Source organism: Rhizobium sp. UGM030330-04 (assembly GCF_003208455.1).
GTDB lineage: Bacteria > Pseudomonadota > Alphaproteobacteria > Rhizobiales > Rhizobiaceae > Agrobacterium > Agrobacterium rhizogenes_A.
Map to the genome: position 1 here is coordinate 467,819 of NZ_QKML01000001.1, position 21,977 is coordinate 489,795.

24 protein-coding genes are annotated in these 21,977 nt (G+C 60.1%); 16 read left to right on the plus strand and 8 right to left on the minus strand.

The genetic code is table 11. The annotated features are described in order from the left end of the window. Positions 1 to 38: 38 nt before the first annotated feature. From phnG to N434_RS02425, 16 genes are all read left to right on the plus strand, one after another. A complete protein-coding gene (gene phnG / locus N434_RS02350; RefSeq protein WP_065114571.1) occupies positions 39 to 500 on the plus strand; it encodes a phosphonate C-P lyase system protein PhnG in 462 nt (153 codons plus the stop codon). After that, the gene (phnH, locus tag N434_RS02355; protein ID WP_065114570.1) at positions 500 to 1,108 is read left to right on the plus strand and encodes a phosphonate C-P lyase system protein PhnH; all 609 of its coding nucleotides are present in this window, start codon (positions 500 to 502) and stop codon (positions 1,106 to 1,108) included. Before phnG ends, phnH begins: the two co-directional genes overlap by 1 nt. 1 nt (position 1,109) lies before the next feature. After that, complete coding sequence (locus N434_RS02360) at positions 1,110 to 2,219, plus strand: carbon-phosphorus lyase complex subunit (RefSeq protein WP_110755795.1); 1,110 nt, start codon at positions 1,110 to 1,112, stop codon at positions 2,217 to 2,219. A gap of 133 nt (positions 2,220 to 2,352) precedes the next feature. Further along, positions 2,353 to 3,255 carry an alpha-D-ribose 1-methylphosphonate 5-phosphate C-P-lyase PhnJ gene (locus N434_RS02365; protein WP_110755796.1) on the plus strand — a complete coding sequence of 301 codons (903 nt, stop codon included), beginning with the start codon at positions 2,353 to 2,355 and terminating at the stop codon, positions 3,253 to 3,255. After that, positions 3,252 to 4,028, plus strand: a complete 777-nt coding sequence (gene phnK / locus N434_RS02370) for a phosphonate C-P lyase system protein PhnK (protein WP_003524419.1) — start codon at positions 3,252 to 3,254, stop codon at positions 4,026 to 4,028. The genes N434_RS02365 and phnK overlap by 4 nt, the downstream gene beginning before the upstream one ends. A 4-nt stretch (positions 4,029 to 4,032) precedes the next feature. Further along, positions 4,033 to 4,740 carry a phosphonate C-P lyase system protein PhnL gene (phnL, locus tag N434_RS02375; protein WP_065114567.1) on the plus strand — a complete coding sequence of 236 codons (708 nt, stop codon included), beginning with the start codon at positions 4,033 to 4,035 and terminating at the stop codon, positions 4,738 to 4,740. Then, on the plus strand, positions 4,737 to 5,354 hold the full coding sequence (locus N434_RS02380; RefSeq protein ID WP_110755798.1) for a transferase hexapeptide repeat family protein: 618 nt from the start codon (positions 4,737 to 4,739) through the stop codon (positions 5,352 to 5,354). The genes phnL and N434_RS02380 overlap by 4 nt, the downstream gene beginning before the upstream one ends. A gap of 236 nt (positions 5,355 to 5,590) precedes the next feature. Beyond that, positions 5,591 to 6,451, plus strand: coding sequence for a phosphonate ABC transporter ATP-binding protein (phnC, locus tag N434_RS02385; RefSeq protein ID WP_110755799.1), 861 nt, complete (start codon positions 5,591 to 5,593; stop codon positions 6,449 to 6,451). 85 nt (positions 6,452 to 6,536) lie between these two features. Continuing rightward, complete coding sequence (gene phnD, locus N434_RS02390; RefSeq protein WP_065114564.1) at positions 6,537 to 7,442, plus strand: phosphonate ABC transporter substrate-binding protein; 906 nt, start codon at positions 6,537 to 6,539, stop codon at positions 7,440 to 7,442. Between the two features lie 71 nt (positions 7,443 to 7,513). Next, the gene (phnE, locus tag N434_RS02395) at positions 7,514 to 8,500 is read left to right on the plus strand and encodes a phosphonate ABC transporter, permease protein PhnE (protein ID WP_110755801.1); all 987 of its coding nucleotides are present in this window, start codon (positions 7,514 to 7,516) and stop codon (positions 8,498 to 8,500) included. After that, the gene (phnE, locus tag N434_RS02400; protein ID WP_110755803.1) at positions 8,500 to 9,849 is read left to right on the plus strand and encodes a phosphonate ABC transporter, permease protein PhnE; all 1,350 of its coding nucleotides are present in this window, start codon (positions 8,500 to 8,502) and stop codon (positions 9,847 to 9,849) included. Before phnE (N434_RS02395) ends, phnE (N434_RS02400) begins: the two co-directional genes overlap by 1 nt. A 275-nt stretch (positions 9,850 to 10,124) precedes the next feature. After that, positions 10,125 to 10,823, plus strand: coding sequence for a DUF1045 domain-containing protein (locus N434_RS02405; protein WP_181423848.1), 699 nt, complete (start codon positions 10,125 to 10,127; stop codon positions 10,821 to 10,823). Next, complete coding sequence (locus N434_RS02410; protein ID WP_110755805.1) at positions 10,820 to 11,956, plus strand: alpha-D-ribose 1-methylphosphonate 5-triphosphate diphosphatase; 1,137 nt, start codon at positions 10,820 to 10,822, stop codon at positions 11,954 to 11,956. Before N434_RS02405 ends, N434_RS02410 begins: the two co-directional genes overlap by 4 nt. Then, the gene (gene phnN, locus N434_RS02415; protein ID WP_065114560.1) at positions 11,953 to 12,552 is read left to right on the plus strand and encodes a phosphonate metabolism protein/1,5-bisphosphokinase (PRPP-forming) PhnN; all 600 of its coding nucleotides are present in this window, start codon (positions 11,953 to 11,955) and stop codon (positions 12,550 to 12,552) included. Before N434_RS02410 ends, phnN begins: the two co-directional genes overlap by 4 nt. An 86-nt stretch (positions 12,553 to 12,638) precedes the next feature. Further along, positions 12,639 to 13,679, plus strand: coding sequence for an AraC family transcriptional regulator (locus tag N434_RS02420; RefSeq protein WP_110755807.1), 1,041 nt, complete (start codon positions 12,639 to 12,641; stop codon positions 13,677 to 13,679). Between the two features lie 470 nt (positions 13,680 to 14,149). Then, positions 14,150 to 14,395 carry a helix-turn-helix domain-containing protein gene (locus N434_RS02425; protein WP_110755809.1) on the plus strand — a complete coding sequence of 82 codons (246 nt, stop codon included), beginning with the start codon at positions 14,150 to 14,152 and terminating at the stop codon, positions 14,393 to 14,395. 218 nt (positions 14,396 to 14,613) lie between these two features. Here N434_RS02425 and N434_RS02430 read toward each other — a convergent pair whose 3' ends face one another. The 8 genes from N434_RS02430 to N434_RS02465 form a co-directional block, all read right to left on the minus strand. Continuing rightward, complete coding sequence (locus N434_RS02430; protein WP_065114557.1) at positions 14,614 to 15,603, minus strand: Ldh family oxidoreductase; 990 nt, start codon at positions 15,601 to 15,603, stop codon at positions 14,614 to 14,616. A gap of 127 nt (positions 15,604 to 15,730) precedes the next feature. After that, complete coding sequence (locus N434_RS02435; RefSeq protein WP_110755811.1) at positions 15,731 to 16,657, minus strand: TonB family protein; 927 nt, start codon at positions 16,655 to 16,657, stop codon at positions 15,731 to 15,733. Then, positions 16,654 to 17,136: a TonB system transport protein ExbD gene (exbD, locus tag N434_RS02440; RefSeq protein WP_110755812.1), complete on the minus strand. Its 483-nt coding sequence runs from the start codon at positions 17,134 to 17,136 to the stop codon at positions 16,654 to 16,656. Before exbD ends, N434_RS02435 begins: the two co-directional genes overlap by 4 nt. A gap of 6 nt (positions 17,137 to 17,142) precedes the next feature. After that, positions 17,143 to 18,339 (minus strand): tonB-system energizer ExbB, encoded by a 1,197-nt coding sequence (gene exbB / locus N434_RS02445; protein ID WP_110755814.1) that lies wholly within the window; start codon positions 18,337 to 18,339, stop codon positions 17,143 to 17,145. A 193-nt stretch (positions 18,340 to 18,532) separates the two neighbouring features. Beyond that, a complete protein-coding gene (hutC, locus tag N434_RS02450) occupies positions 18,533 to 19,270 on the minus strand; it encodes a histidine utilization transcriptional repressor HutC (protein WP_065114553.1) in 738 nt (245 codons plus the stop codon). A 35-nt stretch (positions 19,271 to 19,305) separates the two neighbouring features. Beyond that, positions 19,306 to 20,091 carry an ABC transporter ATP-binding protein gene (locus N434_RS02455; protein ID WP_110755816.1) on the minus strand — a complete coding sequence of 262 codons (786 nt, stop codon included), beginning with the start codon at positions 20,089 to 20,091 and terminating at the stop codon, positions 19,306 to 19,308. Next, on the minus strand, positions 20,091 to 20,864 hold the full coding sequence (locus N434_RS02460; RefSeq protein WP_065116092.1) for an ABC transporter permease: 774 nt from the start codon (positions 20,862 to 20,864) through the stop codon (positions 20,091 to 20,093). The genes N434_RS02455 and N434_RS02460 overlap by 1 nt, the downstream gene beginning before the upstream one ends. 143 nt (positions 20,865 to 21,007) lie before the next feature. Continuing rightward, entirely contained in the window at positions 21,008 to 21,949 is a 942-nt protein-coding gene (locus N434_RS02465) for an ABC transporter substrate-binding protein (protein WP_110755983.1), read from the minus strand. Between the last annotated feature and the right edge of the window lie 28 nt (positions 21,950 to 21,977).

The following is a 21,977-nucleotide window of genomic DNA, read 5'->3' on the forward strand; positions in this document are numbered from 1 at the left end:
TATAGTTGTCTATATCAATAGACATTAGAGGTCAAGCGATGAATAACGAAGTTGCGAATATACTTAGCGAAAGGAAGCGGGTGGCGGCACTTCTTGCCCGCGCCACCGTTCAGGAACTTGAGGCGGTCTGGAACCGGCAGGACGCCAGCCCGCAGACGGAAAACGTGCGTGGGCCGGAAACCGGCCTCGTCATGGTCAAGGGCCGTATCGGCGGCGGCGGCGCGCCTTTCAATCTGGGTGAAACCACCGTTACCCGCGCGACGATCAAGCTTGCTTCCGGCACTGTCGGCCATGCCCATGTTCTCGGCACCGGCCGCAAGAAGGCCTGGTATGCGGCCGTTTTCGACGCTCTCTGGCAGGAAAACCCGACCCGCGACTTCATTGAAACCGAGCTGCTCTCACCGGTCGAAAAAAGACTGAACGAGGAAAAACAGCGCAAAACCAAAGAAACCGCCGCCACGCGGGTCGATTTCTTCACCATGGTTAGAGGAGAGGATTGATGGGTGTAAAGGCCGAAGCATTGACAGGCGGCTTTTCCAGCGCCGTCTTCGATTCCCAGCGGATTTTCAAGAAACTGATGGACGGCATGGCGCGTCCGGGCACACCGCAGACAATCGAAACCGCGGTCGCCCCGCCGCTACCGCTTGCTCCTGCAACTGGCGCGGTTCTGCTGGCGCTCTGCGATCATGACACGCCGGTCTGGCTGAGCGGCGCGCTGCGCAAGACTGCGGTGCCGGGCTGGGTCGGATTTCACACCGGGGCAATTGCGACGGAAGAAAAAAGCGCTGCACATTTCGCCGTTATCGAGGCGGGCAGCGCCATAGCTTCCTTCGGCCTCTTCGCCCAGGGAAGCCAGGAATATCCCGACCGTTCCACCACGGTCATCATTGAGCTGCCCGATCTCGATGGCGGACAGGAACTGCTGCTGTCCGGCCCCGGCATCCGCCACATCAACATCATCAGCCCAACCGGCCTGCCGGACATATTCCCGAGGCTGTGGGCGGAGAACAACGCCATCTTCCCGCGCGGCGTCGATGTCATCCTGACGGCCGGCGATAAATTCGTCTGCCTGCCGCGCACGACGCGCATTAAACCCGTGGAGGCATAAGATGTATGTTGCTGTCAAAGGCGGGGAAACCGCCATCGCCAACGCCCACCGGCTTCTGGCCGACAAGCGGCGCGGAGACCGCGACCTGCCGGCGATGACGGTCGCGCAGATCGTTTCGCAGCTTTCACTCGCCGTCGACCGCGTCATGGCGGAAGCCTCGCTCTACGATCAGTCGCTTGCAGCCCTTGCCGTCAAGCAGGCGCGCGGTGACATGATCGAGGCCATCTTCCTGCTGCGCGCCTACCGCACCACGTTGCCGCGCTTCGGCTATTCGCTGCCGGTCAATACGGCGGACATGACGGTGCAGCGACGCGTTTCGGCAACCTACAAGGACTTGCCGGGCGGGCAATTGCTGGGGCCGACCTTCGACTATACCCATCGCCTGCTCGACCCTTCGCTGCTCGAAGACGAGGCTGTCGAAACCGCTGCCATTCGTGAAGGCGAACCGGATTATGTCATGCGGGTTTCCGACATTCTCGCCGAAGAAGGGCTAATCGAAAGCGATGGCGATATGCCTGACGATCATATTGCCGGCGATCTGACGCGTGAGCCGATGGAATTTCCGATGCCACGCGACCTGCGCCTGCAATCGCTGGCGCGCGGCGACGAGGGCTTCCTCCTCGCGCTCGCCTATTCGACACAGCGCGGTTACGGCCGCACACACCCCTTCGTCGGCGAAATCCGCATTGGCGACGTGGAAATCGAACTGGACGTACCGGAACTCGGTTTTTCTGTTTCCCTCGGCGACATCCGGGTTACCGAATGCCAGATGGTCAACCAGTTCAAGGGTTCGGCCAAGGCGCCACCGCAGTTCACCCGCGGTTACGGTCTGGTCTTCGGTCAGAGCGAACGCAAGGCGATGGCCATGTCGCTGGTCGACAGGGCGCTGCGGGCCGGTGAATTCGGCGAAGATGTCGTTGCGCCGGCGCAGGATGAGGAATTCGTCATCTCACACGCCGACAACGTGCAGGCAACGGGTTTCGTCGAACACCTGAAACTGCCGCATTACGTGGATTTCCAGGCCGAGCTCGGTCTGGTCAGGAAAATGCGCGCCGATTTCGAGGCGATCAACGCTGATGGCGCGGAATGGATGGGCGATGCGGCCGAATAGCTCAGCGGCTGTGCTGCTCACCAAACCAGTAAGCGCAAAAGACGGTCGATGCTGCAAACACAGCAAAGAACACGGCTGCAAGAATTCCAATCTCCATGAGCTTGTACTCCTTTTTTCGCAAGGTTAACGCGCAATGCTTGAAGAAGTTTCATTTGACGACGGGCTGGCTGCCTACAACTTCGCCTATCTGGACGAACAGACCAAGCGGATGATCCGCCGGGCTATCCTGAAGGCCATCGCCATTCCCGGTTACCAGGTCCCCTTCGCTTCCCGTGAAATGCCCATGCCCTATGGCTGGGGCACCGGCGGCGTGCAGCTGACCGCCTCCATCGTCGGCCCCGACGATGTGCTGAAGGTCATCGACCAGGGCGCCGACGACACCACCAACGCGGTCTCCATCCGCGCTTTCTTCCAGAAGGTGGCGAATGTTGCCGTCACCACCCGCACCAGGGATGCGACCATCATCCAGACGCGGCACCGCATTCCGGAAGAAGAACTGCATTCCGGTCAGGTTCTGGTCTATCAGGTTCCCATTCCCGAGCCCTTGCGTTTCCTCGAGCCACGCGAGACCGAAACCCGCGTCATGCACGCGCTAGAGGAATACGGTCTGATGCACGTCAAGCTTTACGAGGACATCGCCCGCAACGGCCGCATCTCCACCACCTATGCCTATCCGGTGAAGGTTGCCGGGCGTTATGTGATGGACCCCTCGCCGACCCCGAAATTCGACAATCCGAAAATGAATATGTCGGACGCCCTGCAACTGTTCGGCGCCGGGCGCGAAAAGCGCATCTATGCCGTACCGCCCTATACCGACGTCGTCAGCCTGGATTTCGAGGATCACCCCTTTGAAATCCAGCGCTTCGACAAGCCCTGCGCACTGTGCGGCGCGGGGAATGTCTATCTGGACGAAGTGGTGCTTGATGATAAGGGCGGGCGGATGTTCGTCTGCTCCGATACCGACCATTGCGAGGACCGCCGTGCCCATGGCCACAAGGGCCATATGCTGGCGGATGTGAAGGAGGCCGCAGAATGAGCGACGCACCGCTTCTGAAAGTCCGGGACGTTTCCAAATATTACGGCGACCGCGCCGGTTGCCGCAACGTCTCCTTCGAGCTTTATCCGGGCGAGGTTCTGGCCATTGTCGGCGAATCCGGTTCCGGCAAGACCACGCTTCTCAACTGCATTTCCACCCGGTTGATGCCAACGGCGGGCAGCGTGGAATATCGCATGCGCGACGGTTCGGTACGTGACCTTTACCACATGGGTGAGGCCGAACGGCGTTTCCTGATGCGCACCGACTGGGGCTTCGTGCACCAGAACCCGGCGGACGGGCTGCGAATGGCGGTTTCGGCCGGCGCCAATGTCGGTGAGCGGCTGATGGCCGTGGGCAACCGGCATTACGGCAACATAAGGCAATCGGCCAGCGAATGGCTGGAGCGGGTGGAAATCGGCACCGACCGTATCGACGACCAGCCGCGCGCCTTCTCCGGCGGCATGCGCCAGCGCCTGCAGATTGCCCGCAATCTCGTCACCTCACCGCGCCTCGTCTTCATGGATGAACCGACGGGCGGTCTCGATGTCTCGGTGCAGGCGCGCCTGCTCGATCTGGTCCGTGGTCTCGTCAATGATCTCGGCCTTGCCGTCGTCGTCGTTACCCATGATCTGGCCGTAGCGCGGCTGCTGTCCCATCGCATGATGGTGATGAAGGGCGGCGACGTCATCGAACACGGTCTCACCGACCGGGTGCTGGACGATCCGCGCGAACCCTACACGCAATTGCTTGTTTCCTCCATCTTGCAGGTTTGACGCTATGACGACGCCTCTTATCGTTTCGGAAGTCTTCAAAAGCTTCACTATGCATCTTCGCGACGGCATCGAGCTGCCCGTTGTCCGCGATGTCAATTTCTCCGTTTCGGGCGGCGAATGCGTCGTTCTCGGCGGCCCGTCAGGTATCGGCAAAAGCTCGATCCTGAAAATGCTCTATGGCAACTACGCCATCGACAGCGGGCAGATCCTCATCCGCCATCAGGGTGAGGTCATCGATATCGGCAATGCTTCGCCACGCACGATCCTCGATATCCGCCACCGCACCATCGGTTATGTCAGCCAGTTCCTGCGCACGGTGCCCCGTGTGGCGGCCATCGACGTGGTTGCCGAGCCGCTTCTGGCACGCAAGGTTGCCACTGGGGACGCGCGCGAACAGGCAGCCATGCTGCTTTCGAAACTCAACCTGCCGCGGGAATTGTGGTCTCTGCCGCCGGCGACCTTTTCGGGCGGTGAGCAACAGCGCGTCAACATCGCGCGCGGTTTCATCACCGATCACGCGATCCTGCTCCTCGACGAGCCAACCGCCTCGCTCGACGCCACCAACCGGCGCGTGGTGGTCGACATGATCAGGGAGAAAAAGGACAAGGGCACGGCGCTGCTCGGCATCTTCCACGACGAGGAGGTGCGCGAAGCCGTTGCCGACCGCATTCTCGACGTCTCGCAATTCTCCCCCCGGAAAGCAGCGGCATGAGTGTCAAGGTCGGTCTCGAACCCGTCATTCACGACACCGCCCGCGTCACCAATTCCTCGATCGGCCGCTACACCGAAATTTCGGAGCGCTGCCGCCTCGAGGAGGTTGAGATGGGCGACTACTCCTACGTCATGCAGGATGGCGCGATCTGGTGCGCCACTATCGGAAAATTCGTCAATATCGCCGCTTCCGTCCGCATCAATGCCACCAATCACCCGATGCAGCGGGCGACATTGCACCATTTCACCTATCGCGCCCGCAGCTACTGGGACGACGCCGAGGATGAAACGGATTTCTTCGCCGCCCGCCGCGCCAAGCGCGTGGTGATCGGCCACGATGTCTGGATCGGCCATGGCGCGACCCTCCTGCCCGGTGTGACGGTGGGGAACGGTGCGGTAATCGGGGCCGGGGCGGTCGTTTCCAAAGATGTTGCGCCCTATACCATCGTCGGCGGCGTGCCCGCCCGGCTGATCCGCGAGCGTTTTCCCTCAGAGCTTGGCAGGCGCATGGACAATCTGAATTGGTGGGATTGGGACCATGCAAGACTGCGCGGCGCGCTCGATGATTTCCGCACGCTCGCCGCCGAGGATTTCGTGGCGAAATATGGCGGGTGAATTCCGCTCATACCAAAGCAATTGCAGTCCCGGGGCCATGTCCCGGGATTTCTGTTTGTCGGCTCCTGATAACCAGGCGGAATTTGCTGCTCATGACACGCTTGACGAAAGGTTTGTCGGCGAACGCCAGAGTGTCGTATCTGCGAATTCTGTAATATTTTCTTCATTAAACTGACACGCGCAGTTCATGGACCGCTGTTAGGTCGAACCCCGTCATAAGAAGATTGGACGGGGAAATGAGCTTTCACCTGAAGCAAGTCACGCGCCGTTTCGGCAACCACACTGCGGTCGATGCCGTGAATGTCGAGATACCGCAGGGTCAGATGGTCGGCGTGATCGGACGCTCGGGCGCTGGCAAATCAACGCTGCTGCGCATGATCAACCGCCTCGTCGATCCGTCTTCGGGTTCCATTCATTTCAACGATACGGAAGTATCGGCGCTGAAGGGTGCTGCGTTGCGCAACTGGCAGCGTGACTGCGCCATGATCTTCCAGCAGTTCAATCTGGTACCGCGTCTCGACGTGCTTACCAATGTCATGCTCGGCCGCCTCAACCACCGTTCGACGGCGCTCAGCCTGTTCAACATCTTCACCAATGACGAGCGCCTGATGGCGATCGCCGCGCTGGAGCGCCTCGGCATCGAGCATGTGGCCATGCAGGCGGCCGGCACGCTTTCCGGCGGCCAGCAGCAGCGCGTCGCCATTGCCCGCGCGCTGATGCAGTCTCCGAAGATGGTTCTGGCCGATGAGCCGATCGCATCGCTCGATCCCCTCAATGCCAAGATCGTGATGGACGCCCTGCGCGACATCAACGAACGCGAAGGCATTACCGTCATCACCAATCTGCACACGCTGGATACGGCGCGCAATTATTGCGAACGCATCATCGGCATGTCACAGGGCCGCGTCGTTTTCGACGGAACACCGGCGGAGCTGACCGCTGCGGCCGTCACGGAGATTTACGGAACCGATTCGCAAGGCTCCGGCATCGACGAGACCATGACCTCGACCAGCATCAATATTCCCGGCGCGCAGCTTGCCGCGCGTCCGGTGCAGCAATCTGCCGGTCCCGAACCGCTCGCTCTCGCCGGGCTCTGAGGAACCGCTCAGCATCGTTTGCGCCCGCGTCAAGGGCCGACATCTCACAACAAACTCCGGCTCGCCGGGAAACAGGAGAAAGTCCATGTTGAAGAAAGTCCTTCTTTCGGCAGTCGCCCTTGGCGTTCTGGCCGGTTCCGCCATGGCTCAGGACGTCAAGGTTCTGCGCATCGGTCTCGACGGCTCCGAAAACGAAGCCGACCAGATCCGCAACACCAAGTGCGTTGCCGATGGCCTCAAGGCTGCGACCGGCGTTTCCGAAGTTCAGGTTTTCCCGTCGCCGGACTATAACGGCGTCATCCAGGGCCTGCTCGGCGGCACCATCGACATCGCTTCCATGGGCGCCTCCTCCTACGCCAAGATCGCTCTTGCCGATCCGAAGGCCGTCGACCCGATCCTGACCACGGCCGGCGCCGACGGTTCGACCGGTTATTACACGATCATGGTTGCCCGCAAGGACAGCGGCATCAAGACGCTGGCTGACGCCAAGGGCAAGAAGATCGGCTTTGCCGACCCTGACTCCACCTCGGGCTTCCTCGTTCCGAACGTCGCCATCCCGAAGGAAACCGGCGTTCCGGTCAAGGAATACTTCTCCGAAACCGGTTTCGGCGGCGGCCATGAGAACCTCGTTCTCGCCGTTCTCGACAAGAAGTTCGACGTCGGCACCACCTTCGGTTCGGGCGTCGGCAAGTGGGAAGAAGGCTACACGGCCGGCAACCTCTACCAGATGGTCAAGAAGGGCAACCTCGACATGGACGATATCGTCGAAGTCTGGAAGTCGCCGCTGATCCCGAACGGCCCGCTCATGGTCACCAACAAGCTCGGCGACGCCATGAAGCAGAAGGTCGAAGACTTCTTCATGGAACTGCCGAAGAAGGACCTCGCATGCTTCCAGGGCTTCACCCAGGGCAAGAACACCGCCTACATCAAGGTCGATCCGTCCTTCTACCAGACGATCATCGACGCCCGTAAGTCCGTTATCGGCGGCTGATCCTGAGATCATAACCGAAAGCGGCGGTGCCTTGCGGCGCCGCCGCTTTTGCCAATAAAGGAAAAAGCGGCATGGCGACCACACTGCACCATGGCACCCTCTCGCCCGAGGGATTGAGCGCATCGTCCCGGACGGTCATGCGCCATTATCAACAGCAGCTTGCGACACGGCGGATCTACACCGTCATTTCGCTCGTGATCTTCCTCGTCATTCTCGCCGCTTCACTGAATTTCGCCAATGCGGCCAATTCGGGCAAGTTCTTCGAGCGCCTGCCCTATTTCTTCGATTTCATGAAGACCTTCGTGCCGGACAGTCCGCTGGAAATTTTTCGGGCGATGTTCGACCTGCCATCGCCCTATGCGAACGGCTCGCTGAAATACAACTATGTCGCGGATCGCGTTTACATCACCGATGGCTTCTACATCCCGCATTTCATTTACCAGCTGATCATCACGCTCAACATCGCGCTGGTTTCGACAATCATCGGCACCGGCTTCGCCTTCGTGCTCTGCTTCTTCGCCTCCACCAACCTCGTCGGCGCCGGCCTCGTGCGCTGGGTGGTGCGCCGGGTGATGGAAGTGCTGCGTGCCTTTCCTGAAATCGTCGTCGCCGGTTTGCTGACCGCCATTCTCTCGATCGGTCCGATTGCGGCGATCATCGCGATTTCGGTCCACACGATCGGCGCTCTTGGCAAGCTGTTCTTCGAAGTGGTGGAAAATGCCGACATGAAACCCGATGAAGGCCTGCGCGCCGCCGGCGCCAACTGGCTGGAGCGGGTTCGCTTCGCCATCGTGCCGCAGGTGCTGCCCAATTTCGTGTCCTATGCGCTGCTGCGCGCCGAAATCAACGTGCGCGCCTCCACCATCATCGGTGCGGTCGGCGGCGGCGGCATCGGCGAGGTGTTCCGGCTGTCGATCGGCAATGACCATGCTTCCAAGACCTATGCCATCATCATCCTGCTGCTGATCACCATCATCGCCGTCGACCAGTTTTCCAGCTGGCTGCGCCGCAGACTGATCGGCCATCAATCCTTCGAATTCGGACGGGGAGCGGCCTGATGTCCTCCAGCTTCATTCTCAACACCGCCGAGCGCGAAAGGCTGACCGCCGCGCATCCCGCGATTTTCAAACGCGGTTTCATGAAGCGTTACGGTCTGCTGATCGGTATTCTCGCCACCGTCATTTATCTCATCAGCTGCTTTTTCTTCTTTAATGTCGGGCCGGCTTTCATGCAGGGCCGCTGGGATCGTGCGTCGAGCTATATTCAGGACTGGTATTCCTGGCGCGCCCAGCCGCGCCTGCGCTTCGAGGATGGCAAGGTCGAGCCGCAGTGGTCGAGCCGCGGACAATATCCCGTCGACGCAAAGATCGACTGGCTGCAGCCTCTCCCGGATGGCGGCTACAGCGTCGTTTATGCGGGTACGGAAAACCGCCTTGACGTGACGCCGACCCGCGTGGATGTCTATGTCGACGGTCAAAGCTATCCCGTCATCATCAATGGCGAACAGGCACGAGCGCCTGAGAACCGGCCGCAGGAAATCCAGCAGGACGGCAACAAGGTCCTCGTGCATTACGGTTTTGCCGGACAGGCGGAAATCCGTACCAGCCAGGTCTATGTGCAACGCCGTTTCCTTGGATGGGCGAATTTCCTGTTCGACACCAAGTCGGAATTCTGGGGCAAGGGTTATGGCGAACTGGCGGCTCTCGCGCTTTGGGGCGAGAGGCTCGATCCCGAGCGCTCCAATATCAGCCATATGGCGGATGATTTCCTCGACAACAGCGTCTGGCAGCATGCCGATATTCTATCCAAGCTGATGCAGACGCTGGTCATGGCCTTTGTCGGCACGCTGTTCGGCACGCTCGTCGCCCTGCCGCTCGCCTTCATCGCGGCGCGCAATATCACCGCCAACAAGGCTGCGAACTGGGGCATGAAGCGCCTGTTCGACTTCCTGCGCTCCATCGACATGTTGATCTGGGCGCTGTTCTTCACCCGCAGTTTCGGCCCGGGACCGATCCCTGGCATTGCCGCGATCTTCTTCACCGATACGGGCGCGCTCGGCAAGGTCTATGCCGAGGCGCTGGAGAATGTCGACGACAAGCAGCGCGAGGGCGTCAAATCGGTCGGCGCTTCCCCGATTGCCGTCAATCGCTTCGGTGTGCTGCCGCAGGTGCTGCCGGTCTTCATTTCGCAATCGCTCTATTTCTGGGAAAGCAACACCCGCTCCGCCACGATCATCGGCGCAGTGGGTGCGGGTGGCATCGGCCTGAAACTGCTGGAAGCGATGGGTACCAATGCCGATTGGGACAAGGTCGCCTATATGGTCCTGCTTATCCTCTTCGTCGTTTTCCTGTTCGACCATATTTCCAACTCGCTGCGTTCCCGCCTGATCGGCAAGACACAGCACTAGGCCATGATCGGGGTGTGGTGACGAAAGTCACGGCGACGTTTGTCCTCACACCCCAGACACTCGCGCAGTCCTGATTTATGCCGGCCACCTCCCCTCGTCATATCCGTCTGCGCTCTCATTGCATTCGGAAGGGTTGGCGCATTTCGAATGCGCTTTTTTCCATGGGCATCATCATTCTGTCACGGAAAGCGATTACCTCGCACTCCTGACCTTGCGGGAAGCGGGCGAGTCACGCCAAATAGCTTCTCATCCCTGGTTTCCCATGACACTGAAGAGTGCTTGCCGTGCGCTACGCCATCTATTTTTCTCCGGCTAAAGATCACCCGCTGACTGAAGCAGCGTCACGCTGGCTTGGCCGCAATGCATTTTCCGGCGCGTTGCATGACGACCACGACGACTATGCCGAGATGACGGAAGAACCGCGCCGTTACGGCTTCCACGCGACGCTGAAGGCTCCTTTCGAGCTTGCCGAAAAATACAATGAAGCGGAGCTGCTCACCGCTGTGGAAGACTTCGCGGCCAGCCAGTCGGCCTTCGATATTCCGCGTGTCGTCGTTGGCGCGCTCGGGCCGTTTTTCGCGCTCGTTCCGGACCGGACCTACCAGCCGCTGCAGGATTTCGCCGCCGAGATCGTCGATCATTTCGACCGGTTTCGTGCGCCCCTGTCGGAGACCGATATTGCGCGGCGGCGGCCGCAAATGCTGACGGAAAGCCAGCGGCAGAATCTGTTACTCTGGGGTTATCCGCATGTAATGGATGACTTCCGCTTTCACATGACACTCACCGGCCGCATCGACGAGGGTGACCAGCCCACCATGCAAGAGGTTCTTTCGGCGCGTTTTGCCGAATTCGTCGACCAGCCCCTCACCATTTCCGGCCTCGCTTTGTTCATTGAAGAAACGCGCGGCGCGCCCTTTACCGTTCATCGCTGGCACCCGCTTGGCCAGCAGCCAAAGAAAGATGCGAACCCATGACCGAGCACGCCCTGTCCAATGCCCGTATCGTCCTGGAAGACGATATTATTCTGGGATCTGTTCTGATCCGCGACGGCAAGATCGCCGATATCAGCGAAGGCGCCTCCAAAACCGGAGAGGACCTCGAAGGCGATTTCCTCATCCCCGGTCTGGTGGAACTGCATACCGACCATCTGGAACAACATTATTCACCGCGTCCCGGCGTGATCTGGGACAAGATTGCCGCCATTCAGGCCCATGATGCACAGGTGGCGGCCTCCGGCATCACCACTGTGTTCGACTGCCTGCGGCTCGGCTCGGATGAGGATGGCGGTTTCAAGAAGGGTGAAATGCGGGAAATGGCTGACGCTATCGAGGCGGCAGCGGACCAGAACCGTCTGCGTGCGGATCACCTGCTGCATCTGCGCTGTGAGGTTGCCTCCGCCGATGTGCTCGAACATTTCGAGGACTTCGAAACCGATCCGCGCGTTCGGCTGATTTCGCTGATGGACCACTCTCCGGGTCAGCGCCAGTTCCAGTCCATGGATCAGTACATCTTCTATTACCAGAAGAAGCGCGGGCTGAGCGATGAGGCTTTCGCCGAGTTCGTGCGGCGTCGGCAGGCGGCGTCGGCGGAATATTCCGCCAGGCACCGCGATTATCTGGCCGCCCGCTGCGCCGAGCGCGGCATTACCGTCGCAAGCCATGACGACGCCACCGAAGCGCATGTCGGCGAGGCTATCGGCCACGGCGTGAAGCTGGCGGAATTCCCCACCAGCGTCGAGGCCGCAAAAGCCTCGCACAGCGCTGGCATGAGCGTGCTGATGGGCGCGCCGAACATCGTTCGCGGCAAGTCCCATTCCGGCAACATTGCCGCCCGCGATCTTGCCGAGATCGGCGTGCTGGATGTTCTTTCTTCCGACTATGTGCCCTTCAGCCTGCTCTTCGCGCCATTCCTGCTCGCCGATCAGGTGGAAGCCATCACCCTGCCGGAGGCGCTCCGCATGGTTACCGCCACGCCGGCGCGCACCGTTGGCCTTCTTGACCGCGGCCGTATCGCAACGGGATTGCGTGCCGATCTGGTCCGGGTTCACCGCGAAGATGGCGTTCCGGTCGCCCGTTCGGTCTGGCGCCAGGGCAAGCGCGTGGCATGACCGACGGCGGGGAGGACAGCCGGCGTGAAAAAATGCCGGGAACGATGATCGTGGTTGTCGGCCCGAGCGGGGCCGGCAAGGACACGCTGATGGACTATGCGGCAACACAATTGTCCGGACGGCCCGGTTTTCACTTCACCCGCCGGGTCATTACCCGCAGCGGCGATGCAGGTGGCGAAAACCACGATGCGGTTTCGATGCATGAGTTCAACCGGCTGGCGGATGAAGGCGCATTCGCCGTCTCCTGGCAGGCGCATGGGCTGAAATATGGCATTCCGGCCATGGTCCACCGTCATCTAGAGGCGGGAGACGTGGTCATCGCCAACGGTTCCCGCTCGGCCCTGCCGCAGTTCGGCTCGGCCTTTTCCCGTCTCAAGGTCGTGAACATCGTTGCCCGGCCGGAGGTGCTGGCCCGGCGGCTGGAACAACGCGGACGGGAAAGCCGCGAAGATATCCTGCGGCGGCTGGAACGCAGCTCACTTACGGTCACCGGAGACTTCGACGTGACGACAGTGGATAATAGCGGCGCCATCGAAGATGCCGGCAGGACCATCCTGCAGGTGCTGGAACAAAGCTGCGGCCTTAGCCGGTCTTGAATTCCCGGCCCGTACTGCTCGACAAATAGCCTTGCAAAGCTTACCATCAGGCGACAATTTCCAAACATGGTACGCCAAGGCGAGGGATGCCCGAAAAGAGGGTCAGTGACGAGATAACTGTGGTGGCTGGTCTGGCCGCCGGCGTCGGCAATTATGCGCGGTCGCGGGGCATCGATATCGCCCCCATCTGCAAGGCTCTCGATATAGATCCCGCCACTTTCGACAGCCTGACGGAGCGCATAAGCCTCGACAGATTGTGCCGCCTGCTTGAAACCTGCGCCCTGATTTCGGGTGACGATGCCTTCGGTCTGCAATGCGCCTCCAGCTTTCCGGCCGGTGCATCCGGCGCATTCGGCTATGGCCTGATCAGCGCGCCCACGGTGCGGGCTTTTTTGCGTTTTCTTCAGGATCACGTTTATTACGCAACCAACAACAGCAATTTCACCATGGTTGCGGACACCACACATGTAACGCTTTCCTGGTCCTTTGCGCCTGTTATCGCCAAGCGGGACCAATATGTGGATCTATCCCTGACAGTTCTGATCCAGCGCCTTCGCGATATTCTCGGCGAGCGCATCCACCAGATCGAAATCGGTCTGGAGCGGCAGAAACCGATTAATATTCAGCTATTTAAAGAAAAAATGAGCAAACGGATCAGTTTTTCCCAGCCGATCCATACGATGCGTCTTCCCGTATCGCTTCTCGATGTGGCCAATCCGAATGCGGATGAGCGGCTTTTCGAGCTGATGAATTTGCAGTGCCGGATGCTGCGACCGGAAACCTCGGCCGACGCAACACATTTCATCGACCAAGTGAAACGATACATGCAGATGCGGCTGTCGGATGCGGAGCTTTCTCTCGGTGAGATCGCACCCTATTTCAATCTCTCCGAACGGAGTTTTCAGCGGCGGCTTGCCGAACTTGGCACTAATCTCAACGAGATCAAGGATGCCATACGCAAGAACGCCGGCTTCAAGCTTCTGGTGGAAAGCGACCTGCCGGTTTCTGACATAAGCTACAGGCTGGGCTATTCGACACCCGGAGCGTTTTCACGCTCGGTGTCCCGCTGGTTCGGGGCCACCCCGACGGATATTCGCAAGAAACATGCGCATCATTCCGCCGGATAAAACCCATTTACGGCACCTATATTTCAAAATTACACTTTAAATTTAAAAATTATGTCGGCTTTTCACGGCATATGTGCCGAAACATAACAATAAAAGCGCAAAACTTGGCGTGGGATGTTATTTTATCGCTGTCCGATATCGCCTATTAGAGCGCCGCGTGGCCCGTCGAGTGTGACGGAAACATTCCAAAGCTTTGAATTTGTACATTGTTCCGGGCCAAAACCGATACCGGTTCAGGACATATCGGAACGACTGTTCTTCCAATGACCGGGGGATAACGTCAATACCGGGGCCTGCCGGCTGCGAAAGCGGCCGTTCATCGCATAATTCCTGATGCCATATGAAACTTATTGGCGAAATTGGCGTTTCTGTTCGCGTGCAGACAGAGCGTTGGCGAGCGGGTCTCAGGGAATGAAATTATTACCTGATCGCACTCCGGGAAGGTCAATCTCTTTTGAGGCAGAAAGAACATGTCTTTAAAAACGCCGCATGAACGTCGCCAGACGCGCGAAATCACCCTTTCAGACCGGGAACGGCACTATCTGGGACTGGTGGCGCGGGGTAAACACCCTTCCCACATCGCCCTTATGACTGGTGCGAAGGAAGCGGAAGTGAAGGACGTACTGGAAGCAGTGCGGACCAGGCTCGGCGCGGCCAATCTGCTGAATGCCGTCAGCATTGCCCTGCTGCGCGGCCTGATTGAACAGGACATCTAAAGATTTTTCGCTCCAGGCTTACGTGAATTCGTCCCCTTTCCGTAAGCTGAAAACCGGATGAGCGGCTTTCTGCGTCAAATCCCCCATTTTGGTGGCGGGATGGCGGACCAAAAGCGGGCAGGAAATGATTTCCGGCCCATATAGACGCAAATGCAAGCGGCCATAAACGGTTTGCCCGGCGGATCACTGGATCCGCCGGGTTTTCATTTTGCAACTCTTTAGAGCGACCGGATTTCGGCGAGAATATCGCTTTCGATGACGATGCCACCTTCCAGCGCCTGACGGCGGATACCCTGACTGCGCCGGCCGGGCAGGCGTACATTTTCCTGTTTTTCGATCTCGCCGGCAATCAGCGCCAGCCGCTCGGCAAAGGCCGCACTGCCTGTCGATACCGGATCTATGGCTATGATCGTATGGCCAAGGGCGGGCGGCGCACCCTTGTCATCCAGAAGGGAGGAGGCCTCAAACGCGAAATTTCCGCCGGTCAGCGCGGCGGCCATGATTTCCACCATCAGCGCCAGCGCGGCACCTTTCGCCTCACCTGCGGGCACCATGGTTCCCGCTATCGCTTCTTCCGGATCGGTCGTCGGCCGGCCATTGCTGTCGAGCGCCCAGTCACCCGGAATGGTCTCACCCTTCTGGCGCGCCGCCATGATCTTTCCGCGCGCGACCTTGGAGAGCGCCAGATCGATCACCAGCGGGTCGGCGTTGCCGACGGGGGTGGCGAAGGCGATCGGATTGGTGCCGTAAAGCGGTTTGCTGCCACCCCATGGCGCCATGGATGCCGGCGCATTGGCGAACATGAGCGCGACGAGACCCATGTCGGCAAAACGTTCGACGGTCAGCGCCATGACACCGGCATGATGGGAGCGGTGGATTGCAGCAAGCGCAATGCCCTGCTGCCGGACCATTTCAGGCAATTCCTCCAGCGCGCAGTCGATCGCCGGATAGGCATAACCATGATTGGCATCGATTGACAGGACACCCGGCTTCACGCGCTTCGCCACCGGCCGCGCCTTGCCATCGACCTTTCCGACCCGCGCCTGACGGACATAAACGGGAATACGGCGAAAACCGTGACCGCTCTGACCCGCGGCTTCCGACGCCACGAGCGCCTTGGCCACCGAGCGGGCGTTCTGCGGCAGAACGCCATTGCGCTCAAAGATAGAGGATACGAGATCCTCCGCCTCTGCGATTGAGAATTTCATTCCGGAATGCCTCTGCTTGGTAAAGTCGACAAGACCTACACCATCGAAAACATTCGCGAAATCTTATTCGCGCACAAACCGGTTCACGCGCGAAGAATAGTGGATAGCCGTGTGTTCAAACGCTGTTCTAGCGGATGCTGATCGGCAGCGTGATCGTCTTGTTTGCTTCCGGAGGAGGCGCCGGCACGGGTGACGCGCTCTGAATCCAGGCTGCGATCTGCTGGTCGATGGAGGAGTCGCCCGTAGACTGCACAACGCTGACCCCGCTGATGGCGCCGGCATCATTAACCCTGAACCGCACTGTCGCCGTCATCGCATCACTGCGCAGCGAACGTGGCTTGCGCCGCTGGATATGCGAGCGAACCTTCGATCCCCATTTCGCAGGCGAGGCCGATGATGACGAGAAGAAACCGGCATTGTTGCGCGATGCCGCCGTCCGGTCAGACTGCTGGGCCTCCGCCTTCGCGGTTTCGCGCAATTCCGATGCCTGCTGCGGTTTGGGACGCTGGCGCTCGACTTTCTTTTTCTCTTCCGGCTCTTTCTTTTCCACCTTCTTTTCGACAGGCGGCGGCGGAGGCCGCATGACGGGCAAGGGAACCTCGACATTTTCGAGTTCCGCCATCATCTGCTCTTGCACGGGATCGATCGGCTCCACCGGCTCGGGAATTTCCTGCGGTTCGACAATTTCCTCGACCGGCGGTTCAGGCGGCTGAACGGGTTCCGGCGGTGGTGTTTCCGCAACCGGTTCCGGTGGTGGCGGCTCTTCCGGAGCGGCCTCTTCCAACGGTTCACTGCTGTCGCTCTTTACCTCTTCGGCGTCTTCGACATCCTGCGCCTGCGTCGTTTCCTCGGTCTTGACGGCTTCCGGTATCGCCGCCATTTCGATCATGATCGCAGCAGGCGGCGGTCCGCCGGCATCCAGTTCCTCCGGCTCCTGCATCAGATAATAGGCAAAGCCGGCATGAACGCTCAGCATCAGCAGCGCCGCGGTGGACCACAGCGTCACTTCCCCGAGACGGGAATGGCGGGCCTGCGGGTAGCCGTTTTCGGTCATGGCGCGGTTCCCTGCGCCGCCGGCGCGGTAGGCTCGGCCGGGGGCTGCGTGGCTGCTGCTGCAGCATTTTCGAGCCCCACCAGGGCAATCTTCAGATAACCCGCATCCCTGAGCAGATTCATGATTTCCATGAAGTGACCATAGTCGACGGCCTTATCGGCCCGCAGGAAAATACGCGTATCCTTCTTGCCGCCCGTCTGCCGGTCTATCGCTGCTGCCAGGGCTTCGCGGGCGACCGCATCATTGCCGAGGTTGAGTGAAAGATCGTCCTTCACCGTCAGATAAAGCGGTTCTTCCGGCCGCTCCGCCGGCCTGGCGGTGGATGCCGGCAGATCGACATTCACATCAACAGTGGCGAGCGGTGCGGCCACCATGAAGATGATGAGCAGCACCAGCATCACATCGATGAAGGGCGTGACATTGATCTCATGGTTTTCGGAGAGATCGTCACCGCTGTTTTCGCGAATTCCGCCAGCCATGATCGATCACCGTCCAACCAGCGACACGGCGGGCTTGCTCGCGCTGCCCGGCGGAATACGGCGGAAATCAAGGTCGCGGCTGACGAGGCGCTCCACGCCGGCTGCGGCATCCGCCAGCAGATGGCGGTAACCGGTGATGGAGCGGGCAAAAACGTTGTAGATCACCACCGCGGGAATAGCGGCAACGAGACCAATCGCGGTAGCCAGAAGCGCTTCCGCAATGCCGGGTGCGACAACGGCAAGATTGGTGGTCTGCGATTCCGAAATGCTGATGAAGGAGTTCATGATCCCCCAGACCGTGCCGAACAGGCCAACGAAGGGTGCGGTGGAACCGATAGTAGCCAGGGCACCCGTTCCGCGCGACATGCGGCGGCCGGCATGGGTTTCGATACGCGACAGCGCCGAGGAAACCCGTTCCTTGATGCCACCGCCATCCGTGTGTTCGACCACCGCGTCGGAAAGCTGCATTTCGTGGGTCGCCATGCGCAACATGAGCGCGGCCGGTCCGCCCTTGTTTTCGACAGCCTCGGTTGCCTCGGTCAGGGTTTTGGCCCGGCGAATGACCTTCAGTGTCGCGCCTGCACGCACCCGTGCACCGGCAAGCTCGATCGATTTTGCCACCCAGACCGTCCAGGTAACCAGCGATGCGAAGGCAAGACCGATCATCACGCCCTTCACGACCCAGTCCGCCGCCATGAACATGCCCCAGGGCGACAGATTGTGCGGGATGTCGGCGCGGTGTTCAGCACTTGCGGGTTCAGTGCTCACGGGCTCTATCGGCGTCGAAGCCTCATTCGGCGCTACCGTCTGGCTGGCCTGTCCCGGCTGTTCGGTCGGCGTCGGCTGCGGCGCAACGCCCTCGGGTGCCGGCACGGGATCGGTTGCCGATTGAGCGGGCGCAGGCGGGTTCGAAGACGGCTGGGCAGGCACCTCGGCGGCCGGTTGTTCCGGTGCGGTCGCGGAAGGCTGGGCTGGCTGGATCGCCGGCGCATTCGGTGTCACAGGTGCTTCCGCCGGCGGCAGGGCGGGCTGGACGGTTTCCGTTTGAGGCGCGGGTTGAATCTGGGGGTCGGATGCCGTCTGAGCCAAAGCCACGCCGGCACTCAGCCCGGCCAGCAGGGTGACTGCCGTGGCAAGGGAGAGATGCCGCAACTTGTTTGCCCTGTTGAGGGAGGCGGAAGAAATGGAGGTCTCAGCTGACATAATTTTAATCCCGGATTTCCGTCGATGAACTCATCCGCAGATTGGCCGGCTCCTGAAAGCCGGGGTCATGAACGGATGCCGTCGTGAAAGCTTGACGTTCCGATAATAAACCTGAGTTCTTTTGACAACTATTATATTGTCAAAAGACGACTCGCAAACTCTTCTTTACAAAAAAGTGACTGCGCTGCGGCCTTCAGTTGTTCTGCGAAGGCGAAAATTGCGCGACGAGCGCGTGCCGGTCACCGGGATAGGTGACCCTGACGTGGGTAATATAATCCGCCCCGTGCCATGTGCGGCGATCAATGACCAGACAGGCGGCACCGGATGCGATGCCCAGCGCCGCCGCACTCCTGCGGTCGGCGGAAACGGCGCTGATGCGATGTTCGGCGGCACTCCAGGGCACCATCTTCAGCAACCATGTTCCCGGCCCCATCTGCGAAAAATCCGTGATTTCCGCCTCTGGAACGGCGATGACATTTATGATGCGCTCCTCCAGACAAAAAGGAACGCCGCCGGCAAAATGCGTGCAGGTGAGTTCCAGAACCCGGGCATCGGCGGCAAGCGCCATCGCCGCACCGTCGTCGTCACCGGCAGGGCGCAGACGCCGCTTGTCCAGCCGGTATCCGTAAACGAGGCCGAGCGCCTGCACCTCCCGCTCGATATCATGGATTTCCAGCACAGCCGATTGGGCATGGGGCTGGCGGACGAAGGTACCGAGACGGCGGCGTCTTTCAATCAGGCCCCGCTGCACCAGCTCGCCCAAAGCCTTGTTCACCGTCATGCGCGAGCAGGCATATTGCCGGGTCATCTCGTGTTCGAAGGGAATGCGATATCCAGGCGGCCATTCGCCCGACATGATGTGGCGCTCGACATCGTTGCGGATGCGTTCGTGCAGTGATCTCTCCTGAAGATCGGCGCCTGTGCTCCTCATCCCGATGCTTTCATCCTCCCGGTTCGCTCGGTCAACTATCCATGGGCAGCGGCAGCAATCGCCTCGCTGCGGATTTCCTCCGTCAGTTTGGCGCGCAGCTGAGAAAATTCCGGGCTGGCCTTGACGGTGTAGTGACGCGGATGCGGCAGGTCGACCGGCGTGATCGACTTGATGCGACCCGGCCTTGCGGACATGGTCACCACACGCGACGCCATGAAGACCGCTTCTTCAATGTCATGGGTGACGAAAATGACGGTCTTCTGCTCGCGCTCCCAGATGCCGAGCAACAATTCCTGCATCAGCCCGCGCGTCTGGTTATCGAGAGCGCCGAAAGGCTCATCGAGCAGCAGGATTTTCGGGCCGTTCGCCAGGGCACGGGCAATCGCCGTTCTCTGCTGCATGCCGCCGGAGAGCTGTTTCGGCCAATGGTTTTCAAAACCGCGCAGGCCGACCTTGTCGATATAACTATCAACGATTTCCCATTTTTCCTTCTCAGCGACGCCGCGTTCGCGCAGGCCGAAGGCGACGTTTTCCCGGATCGTCAGCCAGGGAAACAGCGTATAGGACTGAAACACCATGCCGCGATCCGCCCCCGGCCCCGTCACCGCCTGGCCGGAGAGAAGAACCTCACCCGTCGTCGGACGGTCGAGACCGGCGATAATGCGCAGCAGGGTCGATTTTCCGCAGCCCGACGGGCCGAGGATGGTAACAAAATCATTGCGGGGAATTTCCAGACTGGTGGGCTGCAGGGCCAGCGTCGGCTGCCCGCCCTGAACGCCCGGAAAGGTGCGGCTGACGCCCTTGATAACGAGTTCGCTCATCAGGCAAGCCTCCAGGCGAAAAGCTTCCGGTTCAGCGATTTGAACGCGAAATCCGAAATGAGGCCGATAACACCGATGACGATGATGCCGAAGATGATCTGCCCGGTCGCCATCAGCGCCTGGCTGTTGATGATCATATAACCGATGCCCGAAGACGCTCCGATCAGTTCGGCGACGATGACATAGGTCCACGCCCATCCGAGAACGAGGCGGAGGATTTCGGCAATGTCAGGCGCATTGGCCGGAATGAGCACACGGCGAACCACGCCCCGGTCTTTTGCGCCGAGTGTATAGGCGGCCTCCACCAGATCGCGCCGTGTACCGGCGACCGCCACGGCCACCATCAGGATGATCTGGAACACCGCGCCGATGAAGATCACCAGCAGCTTCTGCATCTCGCCAATGCCGGCCCAGAGAATGAGCAGCGGCACGAAGGCGGACGCCGGAAGGTAGCGCGCAAAGGAGACGAAAGGCTCCAGCAGCGCTTCGATGGGTTTATACGCCCCCATGGCGATGCCGAGCGGCACGGCGACCACCGATGCCAGCACGAAACCGCCCACCACGCGCCAGATGGTCATGCCGATATCGCTGGCAAAGCCCTGATCGGTGATGAGATAGATGCCGTCCTTCAGCATGGTGATGGGGTCGGCCAGAAAGGTCGGCGATACGAAGCCGCCCAGCGTGGCGAGGCCCCAGGCGGAGAAAAACAGCACGAAGAACAGGATACCGAGGGCAATCCTCGTGCTGTTCCTGATGGGTTGAAGAGGTTGCATACTGTCGCCTGTCCGGGAGAACTGGCGCGGCAGCGGCGCCGCGCCCTCAAAGCGCCTCCACACCATTCCCGGCCTGGAAGACACTTTCCTGCGTGTCATTGGCGGCAACATTCCCTGCGAGGGGACCCAGCCGCCTGCTTCCGTCACTTGATGAAGGACGTATCCGCGAGGGTCGAAAGATCGGGCTTCGACTTGATCACGCCGATTTCGAGCAGCAGATCGGCCGATTTTTCGGAGAAGGTCTTGAATTCACCCTCGAAGAATTTCTGGTTAGCGGCCTTGTCCTGCCATTCCAGGAACTTTGCCGAAGCCGCAAAGGCCTCTCCGGCCTGCTTCACATCCGCGCCCATCGTCGCATAGGACTTCTCAGGATCTGCCTTGATGAGATCAAGCGCCTGGAAATAGCTTTCCGCCAGGGCTTTCGCCGCCTGCGGATTGTCCTTCAGGAAATCCGGTGTGCAACCGAACGTATCCATGACGGCGGGATAATCCAGCGTCGTGGCCAGAATCTTGCCCTTGTCGGGGGCGGCACGCACGGTGGACAGGTAGGGCTCATAGGTCATGGCCGCATCATTCTGGCCGGCGACAAATGCCTGCGCGGCCGGCCCCGGCTCAAGATTGACGACCTTTACATCCTTCAGCGTCAGTCCGTTTTCCTTGAGAATCCAGGCAAGGAAGAAATAGGGCGACGTGCCGGGCGCGGAAGCGGCAATCGTCTTTCCCTTGAGGTCGGTGACCTTGGAGACGTCGCTGCGCACCGCAATGCCATCGGCACCATGCGATTTGTCCATCTGGAAAATCTGGGTGGACTTCACACCGTTGGCATTCCAGGCGATCCATGTTTCCACCGTGGTGGCAGCGCACTGGATATCACCCGACGCCAGGGCCAGATGCCGGCTTGCCTGCGGTATCTTCTTGATATCAACCTTCAGGCCGTTCTTTTCGAAAATACCCGCTTCCTTGGCGAGTGTCAGCGGCGCAAAACCGGTCCAGCCGGACATGCCGATGGTCACCGACGTCTCGGCATAGGCGGAAGCGGATGAGACAAGCGTTGCAATAGTGGCGAGAACCCACGTTTTTTTCATGATCTGAACCCCTTTTGATTTATTTTTG

Coding starts and splice junctions, on each gene's coding strand:
- phnG (WP_065114571.1), top strand. CDS start 39: ATGAATAACGAAGTTGCGAATATACTTAGCGAAAGGAAGCGGGTGGCG.
- phnH (WP_065114570.1), top strand. CDS start 500: ATGGGTGTAAAGGCCGAAGCATTGACAGGCGGCTTTTCCAGCGCCGTC.
- N434_RS02360 (WP_110755795.1), top strand. CDS start 1,110: ATGTATGTTGCTGTCAAAGGCGGGGAAACCGCCATCGCCAACGCCCAC.
- N434_RS02365 (WP_110755796.1), top strand. CDS start 2,353: ATGCTTGAAGAAGTTTCATTTGACGACGGGCTGGCTGCCTACAACTTC.
- phnK (WP_003524419.1), top strand. CDS start 3,252: ATGAGCGACGCACCGCTTCTGAAAGTCCGGGACGTTTCCAAATATTAC.
- phnL (WP_065114567.1), top strand. CDS start 4,033: ATGACGACGCCTCTTATCGTTTCGGAAGTCTTCAAAAGCTTCACTATG.
- N434_RS02380 (WP_110755798.1), top strand. CDS start 4,737: ATGAGTGTCAAGGTCGGTCTCGAACCCGTCATTCACGACACCGCCCGC.
- phnC (WP_110755799.1), top strand. CDS start 5,591: ATGAGCTTTCACCTGAAGCAAGTCACGCGCCGTTTCGGCAACCACACT.
- phnD (WP_065114564.1), top strand. CDS start 6,537: ATGTTGAAGAAAGTCCTTCTTTCGGCAGTCGCCCTTGGCGTTCTGGCC.
- phnE (WP_110755801.1), top strand. CDS start 7,514: ATGGCGACCACACTGCACCATGGCACCCTCTCGCCCGAGGGATTGAGC.
- phnE (WP_110755803.1), top strand. CDS start 8,500: ATGTCCTCCAGCTTCATTCTCAACACCGCCGAGCGCGAAAGGCTGACC.
- N434_RS02410 (WP_110755805.1), top strand. CDS start 10,820: ATGACCGAGCACGCCCTGTCCAATGCCCGTATCGTCCTGGAAGACGAT.
- phnN (WP_065114560.1), top strand. CDS start 11,953: ATGACCGACGGCGGGGAGGACAGCCGGCGTGAAAAAATGCCGGGAACG.
- N434_RS02420 (WP_110755807.1), top strand. CDS start 12,639: ATGCCCGAAAAGAGGGTCAGTGACGAGATAACTGTGGTGGCTGGTCTG.
- N434_RS02425 (WP_110755809.1), top strand. CDS start 14,150: ATGTCTTTAAAAACGCCGCATGAACGTCGCCAGACGCGCGAAATCACC.
- N434_RS02430 (WP_065114557.1), bottom strand. CDS start 15,603: ATGAAATTCTCAATCGCAGAGGCGGAGGATCTCGTATCCTCTATCTTT.
- N434_RS02435 (WP_110755811.1), bottom strand. CDS start 16,657: ATGACCGAAAACGGCTACCCGCAGGCCCGCCATTCCCGTCTCGGGGAA.
- exbD (WP_110755812.1), bottom strand. CDS start 17,136: ATGGCTGGCGGAATTCGCGAAAACAGCGGTGACGATCTCTCCGAAAAC.
- exbB (WP_110755814.1), bottom strand. CDS start 18,339: ATGTCAGCTGAGACCTCCATTTCTTCCGCCTCCCTCAACAGGGCAAAC.
- hutC (WP_065114553.1), bottom strand. CDS start 19,270: ATGAGGAGCACAGGCGCCGATCTTCAGGAGAGATCACTGCACGAACGC.
- N434_RS02455 (WP_110755816.1), bottom strand. CDS start 20,091: ATGAGCGAACTCGTTATCAAGGGCGTCAGCCGCACCTTTCCGGGCGTT.
- N434_RS02460 (WP_065116092.1), bottom strand. CDS start 20,864: ATGCAACCTCTTCAACCCATCAGGAACAGCACGAGGATTGCCCTCGGT.
- N434_RS02465 (WP_110755983.1), bottom strand. CDS start 21,949: ATGAAAAAAACGTGGGTTCTCGCCACTATTGCAACGCTTGTCTCATCC.